The organism is Streptomyces sp. NPDC006283, from assembly GCF_040613325.1.
GTDB lineage: Bacteria > Actinomycetota > Actinomycetes > Streptomycetales > Streptomycetaceae > Streptomyces.
Window position 1 is genome coordinate 1 of the sequence record NZ_JBEXRZ010000274.1, and the last position, 8,385, is coordinate 8,385.

The window sequence follows — 8,385 nt, forward strand, 5'->3', positions numbered from 1 at the left end:
CAGTCGTACGCTCCGACCGCTCCCCCGCCACCTCGACCCGCTCACCCGACCTCTTCGCCTCCGCGAGAGCCCTCCGCCCCTCGTCCTGCCCCGCGCCCCCTGCCGCCGGCCTGGCGGCGTTTCCGGCCGCGGGAGCGGCCGAAGCGGCGTTCACGGGCAGCACCACTGCCGCCAGCAGCGCGGACACGGTCATCGCGGCGCCGCGCACCAGATGTCTTCGGGCACGCAGAGGCATTCTTTTCGTTTCCAAATCCCCACCCCGTCATCACGTAAGGGTCACAACGGGCGGCGAGTCAAACGTGAGCCTCATGTCCGCGTCAAGTGATGCCCGACTGCCGCGCCCCGCCGCTCCGGCGGCGCGAGGTCACCCCCCGCGACGGACGGAGGGGCTCAGCACGGGGGCGGCCTGTTCTCGGCCACGGAGGCGGCCCTGACGGCGGCTGATTACTGCGATCTTGATCCCATTTGGGCCGCCCGGTATGCGCCACTCCCGAGGCTGCCGCTCGGCACCTGTACGCAGAGTGACCTTGCTCGTTCTCCGGTCTATGACGAACATCACGCGCCGGAGCAACGGCCAACGCACAGCGGCCGGTCACCGGGGCATCGCCCCGGTGACCGGCCGCATCGCACCCGCGGATCAGCCTGGCAACGTCCCGGCCGGAGGCCGCAGGAACGACAGAACGCGGGGCGCTCCTTCGTCGCGCCGGCACAGGATCCGGAGGTCGGTCCCGTCGGCGGCGCACTCGACCACGGCCTGCGTCGTGGCCAGCAACAGCCGGTCCCCGGTGAAGGCCGCGGCCTGCAGGCCGATGCTCTTGGTGTTGCTGCCGAGCACTCGCGTCAGACGGTCACGGAAGTCCGTGTGCCGCCACGCCCCGCCTGCGTCCGAGGTCCACAGGTCCCCGAAGCCGGTGAGCCCGTGGACGGTTCTGTCCGCGGCCACCCACTGTTCTGCCAGATGGTCGTCCCGCCGGAGCCGGGCCGTGGCCCACAGCCCACTCGCACGGTCGACCGCGTGCAACACCTCGTACTCGAAGGCGTGCCCGTGGGACGACGAGGTGACGAGGACGTTCCGGTGGAACGTGCCGCGGCCCAGAAGCCCGAAGGCAGGGTCGCAGCTGTTCCAGCGCAGCCTGTCCCGCAGGGGGACAGCCGGGCCCGAGACGGGCAGTCCCACCTCCGTGACGACGCCCTTGGAGAGGTCGGCCGCGAAGAGGGCCGGCTTCTGCTCACGGTCCGTCGCCTCGGAAGCGTCCTCGGCTCCACCGGTGAGGTACACCGTGTCACCGTCGGACCCGACCACGTGCAGCAGTCGAAACGTGTCCGGTACCTCCAGATCGGACCACGTGGCCGCCTCCGGGCGCAGGAAGTGCGCCGAGTGCCGGTAGCCGTGCGCCGTCCTGCGCTCGGCCGTGGCCAGAACCGTGCCGTCCCGGCTCACGCCGTGCACGTCGGCGTGAGCCTGCGCACCCGGGATGCCGGGAGCCGGACGCAGGTCGGTCCCGTCCGCGGAGCCGATCAGCAACGGCACGTTGCTCGCCGCGATACGGGCCACGATGCTGAGACCGCCCCCGTGGAGCGTGGCCGCCGCGGCGACAGCGGAACGGTCGGTGGTGAGTTCCCAAGGGATGGGGTGGAGACGGCGCACGGCGCCGTCCGTTACTTCAGCGAAGGCGAGCCCCCCGGTGTCCGCGATGATCGCGGACACCGGGGCTCCCTGTGACATCGGTGCCACTGGCTAGAACAACCCTCCGACCCAGTCGCCGATCTTCCGTCCGACGGTGCTGCCGGCGATTCCGCCCACGACACCGCCGACCACACCGCCGATGGCGGCGCCGGCGGGACCGCCGAAGGCGCCGATCGCAACGCCGAGCGTCGCGCCCGCCTTCGCCCCTGCCAGGCCACCGACGATACCGCCGGTCTCACGTGCTGCGGTCTGCACCTTCTGACCCTCGGGAGCGGTCGCGACGTTGTAGACGCCGACACCCACATCGAGTCCCAGGAGGCCGCGGCCGGCCCACTTGGTGGTCTGGTTGATCGCGTTGACCTTGGGGTTGGTCTTCGCCGAACTCTCGACGATCTGGCGGTCGCTCTTGCCTCGCTTGTCCCTCATGAACTCGTACGTCGGGAAGTCACGCGCCCCGCGCTTCTTCGGCAGCAGCCAGTCGTCCATCGGGCTGCGGTAGAAGGACCTCAGGGCGTTGCGCTCGTCGACGGCGTACCGGGCCGCGGTGTTCCAGCCGTAGACATCGGCCATGCGCAGGGCGTTCTGGCGGGCCAGCCCGTCCGCCAGCTGGTATGCCGCCCGGCGGGAGGCGGCGTCCTCGGTGTAGAGGAAGCCGTACGACACCGGGCCCTGCCAGCCGCCGTCGTACACGGAGTCCTGCCAGGTGTAGCTGGTACCGACGGTGCCACCGCCACCGCCGCCACCGCCACCGCCGCCACCGCCGCCGCCGCCGCCACCGCCACCGCCGCTTCCCTTGCCCTTGCCCTTGCCACCGCTGCTGACCGGGATGCCGCCACGGCACTCGATCAGACCCTGGAGGCACTCGGGCACGGCCAGGCCGGTCGCGTCGGAGAGCGTCGTCGGGTTGTTGTTGGCGTAGGAGTAGCCGTTCAGCGACTGGTGCTGCTCGGTGCTGAACTTCGGGTCGACACTGATGAACTGGCCGATTCCCGGGTCGTACTCACGGGCTGCCACATGGGTCAGACCGGTCGACGAGTCGACCGTCTTGCCCAGGAAGCCCTTGTCCGTCGGCCAGTCGCCGAGGGTGCCACCCCGGGTGTCGCCGAACGGCGACATGCGGCGCTTGCTGAACGCCTGCGTACCGTCGGAGGCGATCGCCAGGTTCTGCGTGCCGTGGTGATCACCGGTCAGGTAGTGGAGCTTGTTCTGCCCGGTCTCGTTGCTGCGCACCGCGACGGCCAGGCCGTCCGACTGGTAGGTGCGCTGCGCCCACGTGGTGCCGTCGGCACGCAGGTGCAGCTCGGTGACGCCCGCGTACAGGACGCGCTCGCCGCCCGAGGTGTTGCGGATGAGCAGACCGCCGTCGGGGTCGTAGATGTAGTCCGTCGACTGCGTGCCCTCGGTGAGCTTGGCGAGCTTGCCCTCCTCCGACCACGTCAGGTTCTGCTCGCCCTTGTCGCCCGGACGCTTGGTGGTGTTGCCGGTGGCGTCGTGGGCGTAGGAGCGGTTCACAGCACCGCAGTTGCCGGCGGTGCTGATGCCGGTGAGCGCGTGCTTCCGCGTGCCGGTGTAGCAGTAGGTGTCGGTCGTGGTCCCGCCGGAGGTGTGCTTGGCCTCCGTTACCCGCTGGCCGGCGGCGTTGTAGGTGTAGCCGGTCCAGTAGGGCGCCGGGCCCGACAGGCTGCTCGCGCTGCGTGTGGTGGCGCAGTCCTGCGAGGCGGGCGTCCACGCCTCCGTCAGACGCCGGTGGCCGTCGTAGGCGAAGCACTGGGTCTCCGCCTGGCTCTGGCCGCCGAGCAGCGTCGGGTCCGCGATGGACGTGACGTTCCCGGTCTGGTCGTAGGAGAAGTTGAGGTCCTGCAGCATGTACGGGTGTGTCTGGTCCGTGACATGGCTGCGGGTCAGCCGTCCGGTGCCCTCCTCGTAGGTGTTGGTGACGTACACCTTCTTGTGGGCCTCGGTGTTCGCCGTGCCCAGGACGAGCTGTTGGGCCTGGCCCGTCGCCGAGTAGTCGGCGTCGAGCAGGTATCCGGTCGCTCCGCTGATCGAGGTGACCTGGCCGGTCGGCGTGTAGTCGAAGTCGATGATCTCCGACGGGAGACCGCCGAGCGCCGGCTCCTCGGTGTTCTTGACCGTTCCGTCGAGCCCGTACTGGCTGCCGTACTCGATGACCGACGGGGCGCCCGCCTTGACGAGGGGGTCGGAGGCCGGAAGCTCCAGTCTGGTCCTGACCGGGGAGGACAGGGTGTCGTACTCGACGACCGTGCTGGTGTAGGCGGCGCCGTTCTTGCCGCCCACGTAGCGGATCGTCGCGCCGGGCTTGCCCTTGAGGACGGTGTCGTAGGTGCGCGCCGTGAGCTGGTTGTCGTCGGTCTTCGAACCCGCCCAGGTGCCGATGACCCGGCCCAGCGTGTCGTAGTCGGTGAGGATGGACTTGCCGCGCGCGTCCGTGGTCTTCACGACCCGGTCGAGCACGTCGTACGTGTTGGACGTCGCGCCCTTGTCCGGGTCGCCGACCGCGGTCTCACGGCCGAACAGGTCGTAGCCGTAGGTCCACTGGGCGCCGTCGGGCCCGGTGACGGAGGTCTTCTTGCCGTCGGGCGCGTAGGCGAACTTCTCGGCGGTGTGGGCGGCACCGATCCCGCCGCCGTACTGGACGTCCGCCGGGTCGGGGCCCGCGTACTCGCGGGTCTCGACCGTACGGCCGCGCGCGTCGGTGATGGTGCGCTTACCCACGCCGCCGGCCACGTCGGCCGTCGCGGTCGAGTCACCGGTGTAGGTGGTGGTCTTCGTCCACTTCTTCACGCCGTACGTGAGCAGCGAGTTGCTGATCTCGCGTCCGGCGCCGTCGAAGACGACGGCCGACTGCTTGGGCGCCTCACCGTATTCGGCACGGGTGTAGGTGCCGTTGGGGCCGGTGGTGTCGTCGAAGATGTCGGTGAAGGTCTCGTAGGTCTTGCCCCGGCTGTCGTACCGGGTGTCGGTCAGCAGTCGGCCGCCGAGCGGACTCGGCGCCTGCGTCTGGAGCGGGCGCAGCAGCGCGTCGTAGATCTTGTACTCGGTGGAGTACGTCTCGCCGTCGGCGTTCAGCGTGGAGGTGCCCACCGCGGACGGCTTGTCGTTGGAGATGCCGTAGGAGAACTTCTTGTTCGGTGAAAGGCCGGCGGCCTTGCTCCGGTTGGGCTGCCAGACGGCTGTCAGGCGGCCCAGGCCGTCGTAGGTCAGTTCGGTCTTCTTGAGGTTCTTGTCGTACGTGGTGACCGGCTGGCCGCGCAGCGGGTCGATGTTGCTGAGGCCCTTGTGGCCGGCCGCGTCGGTCGTGATCGTCTTGGTCAGCGGACCGGCGGCGGCCGGGGTGTAGGCGGTGCTGGAGACCTGTCCCTTGGCGTCCTTCGTGGTCAGGGGCCGGCCCAGGCTGTCGTAGGTGGTGACCTCCGTGGTCTGCCAGCCCGCGGGGTGGCGCTCACCGCCGGCGTCGACGGAGGCCGGGTAGCCGGTGGCCCGGCCCTCCCAGGTCGCCGCGCCGTCCGTCGGTGTCTGGTCCGCGGTCCAGCCGGTGACACCGGTCTTGTCGTAGACGGTGGCGGTGTCGGAGACCACGTCCCCGCGGGTCGCGGAGTTCGCCGGCAGGCTCAGGTCCTTCTCGGCGACCGAGCACGCCTCGGCCACCGTGCGGGTGCGGGAGACGAGACTGGTGATGCCCTCACCCGCGTTGCGCGCGTACCAGGTGCGGGTGCAGGTCTCGTCACCGCTCTTGGCGACGTCGCCGTGCTCGGTCTTGCTGCTCTCCATGCCGTACGCGTCGAACGCGGTCTCGACGGCGGTGGAGCGCCATGTCTTCGGGACGGTCAGATAGGTGTAGTCGGTCGTCTTCTTGGTCCGGACGAACCGCGCGACGCGGTCGCCCGCGTCCGGGACGTCCTGCCGCGCGGTCTCCTTGGACCAGGGGTCGTTGACCGTGGCGCTGATCGCCGTGGAGCCGTTGTACGTGACCTTCTGGCGCAGCGTGCCGCCGTACTGCTCGCTGTCGGTGACGGACGCCACGCCGAGGTCCGGCGCGGCGAGCGGGGCGACGGTCACGGAACGGGTGGTGCCGTCCTTCTTCTTGTCGCCGTCCATTCCCTGCATGTACAGGGAGACGCTCTTGGAACGGGTGGTGTCCTTGGCGCCGCCCAGGACGGTCACCTCGCGGTAGCCGCGCCAGTCGGACCAGGTCCGCTCGTCCTTGGGCGTCATCGGCTCGTCGCTGTACCGCCAGGCGGCACCGCCGTACACGTACTCGTTCTCGACGACGTCGTTCTGGCCCGCCGGGTCCGAGAGGGTGACCGCCAGGACCCGGTACTTGTGGAACCAGTCGACCGACGCCTCCTCGGCGCCGTTGATGTTCCAGTACTGCGGGTAGCAGTTGCGGGTGTTGGTGTCCTCGGCCGCACCGATCACCGCACTGCGTACGCACTCGGGCGAGGAGAGCGTGACGGTGGTGATGCCGCCGGTCTCGGACGTGATCGTCGAGATACGGGGACGGGTCAGCGGAAGGATGTCATCCGTCGCGTCGACCCGGTTCGGGCGCATCTGGTACGTGAACGAGATGGGGTCGAGGGTGATGTCCGTCCCGGTCCGGCCCGTTCGCTGGAGCGACTTGAGCGTCAGAACCTGGTCCGAGGTGTCACCGATGTCGCCGCCGTCGAGGTACTGCTGGGCCAGTTTCCAGGAGTCGACGGCCTGGTACGCGGATGCCGCGGCGGACCACACATGGGTGTCGACACCCGTCAGCCGCTTGCGGCTGAAGAAGGAGGGCGCCGAGGCGTTGCACTCGTCGTCGTCCTTGGAGCAGATGGCGTTGAAGGGGACGTCCGGCCAGTTGTCGGAGGTGTCCTTCGTCAGCGACGAGCAGTCCGAGGCAGTGCAGCGCTCGGCGTACGTGAAGGTGACCTTGGCGTCGGCGTCGTCCGTGAACAGCGCACCCTCGCGCAGACCGTACTTGATCTCCTTGAGGTGGCCGCCGCGGACGTAGGAGGCGCTCGCCTTGGTCGCCTTGTTCTTCTTGTAGTAGTTGGTCTCCTTGGCGTACCAGTAGGTGGCGGCGTTGCCGTGCGTGTCCACGACGTAGTCGAGGTTCCACCGCCAGGCCTGGGTCAGGGACCGGTCGGCGAAGCTGCTGCCCTCCGAGTAGCCGGGTTCGCCGGAGTCGTCACCGAAGACCGGGGCGGTCCAGGCCGAGTTGGTGCGCTGATCGGTTGCACCGGCCAGCTTGTCCAGGCCGAAGACGTACTTCGTGCCGTCACCGGTGACGACGGTCCAGTGCTCGCCGTTGTCGTCGCCGTTGTCGGCCCCGGTGGAGCGCGTCACCTTGGACGCGTCGTCCCCCTCGAGCCGCCACTCGCCGGAGGCGTCCTTCACCAGCCGGGACGACTTGCCGTTCAGCATCAGCGAGGCGTTGTCGTACTTCCAGCAGCTGTCGTAGATCTCGTCGTGGCCGTCGTCGTCGCACCGGCCGTACGAGCGCTCGATGTACGACTCGGTGATTCCGAAGCCCTCACCGACCGACGTGCTCTGGTTGTTGGTGGTGGCGGTGCGGCCGTCGACGCTGCCGGAGTCGTAGGACAGCGACAGCTCGGGCGCCGGCCCGGCCGCGGCCTCCGGCAGCGTGAAGTCGTACGACCAGGTGAAGGAGCCCGAGCTGCCGCCCGCCTCCCAGGAGGAGGACTCCTTCAGCTCGGTCGCCGAGTAGTCACCGGTGCCCGCGGGCGACTCGCCCGAGCCGTCCGCCGTGACGGCGAGCACCGCGGCGCCGGAGGCTACCGCGGCCCGGGCCAGCTGCGTCGACATCCCGGCGGTGTCCGCCGACCGGGGCAGTGCGACGGACGCCGAGACGGACTGGCCCAGGATGTCGTTGTCCGACTTCAGGGGCGTCTGCTCGCGGCATTCGGGCTTCTCGGGGGTCGTCAGCACACAGGCGGGCAGCTGCACCAACCGCAGCCGCTGCGCCCAGCCGCCACCGACGGCGCCGGCGAAGCCGCTGTAGTCGACAGTGACCTGTGCCGGACCCGCACTGTCAGCCGCCGCTGTCAGCAGGACGCCGGTGACTCCGGCCCGGCCTGCTGCCTTCTGGTCCAGGACGGTGACGCGGACCTCGCCTGCCGCCGTCGGGGCTTTCGCACCGGCGGCCGCTTTCGCGCCGCTCCTGCGGTCGGTCCTGGCCTCCGCGACCGTCACCGGTACGCCGCCGGCCTTGGCGGTCGCCGCGGCCCGCCCGCCGACCTTGACGGTCGCGGTGCCGGACTTCGGCCAGCTGACGTGCCGCTCGGCCTCGGCCCGTTCGGCCTGGTCCGCGTTGGTCTTCTTCTCCTTGGCGACCCTGTCCCTGGCCTTCTTCGCGCCGGGACCGTCGATCGCTCTGACCTTGCTGACACGCTGCTCCGGCACATCCGGCCGGCCGAGTCCCTCGGCACGGTCGTCGGCCGACGCGGACGGCGCGAGGCCGAACGGCGCGGCTATCGCCAACGCCAGAGAGGAGATCAGCAAACGGCCCGTGTGCCGGCGTACCGGCCCGGACCGTCTGCCGGATTTACGCATGCCTGATGACATCAGTACAGCCCACCCCTGATTTTTTGGAAGAAACCCGAAGGTGCCGGTGCGGGCCCGCTGGGCGGCGCGGCTGCAGGGCTCGCCCCTGATGTCGACCGCCGCGGCCTTCG

General features: G+C 69.9%; 3 protein-coding genes. All 3 read right to left on the bottom strand.

Features of this window, described 5'->3' with window-relative positions; all coding sequences use genetic code 11:
* Positions 1 to 235: hypothetical protein (locus ABZ070_RS33305; protein WP_356639439.1), on the bottom strand; the 235-nt coding region annotated here is incomplete at its 3' end.
* Between the two features lie 402 nt (positions 236 to 637).
* Entirely contained in the window at positions 638 to 1,708 is a 1,071-nt protein-coding gene (locus ABZ070_RS33310) for a hypothetical protein (protein ID WP_356639441.1), read from the bottom strand.
* 30 nt (positions 1,709 to 1,738) lie between these two features.
* Positions 1,739 to 8,263, bottom strand: a complete 6,525-nt coding sequence (locus ABZ070_RS33315) for an RHS repeat-associated core domain-containing protein (RefSeq protein WP_356639443.1) — start codon at positions 8,261 to 8,263, stop codon at positions 1,739 to 1,741.
* Between the last annotated feature and the right edge of the window lie 122 nt (positions 8,264 to 8,385).

Bases quoted from the DNA above. Each gene is read 5' to 3' on its own strand.
- ABZ070_RS33315 (WP_356639443.1), bottom strand. From the start codon at position 8,263: ATGCGTAAATCCGGCAGACGGTCCGGGCCGGTACGCCGGCACACGGGC.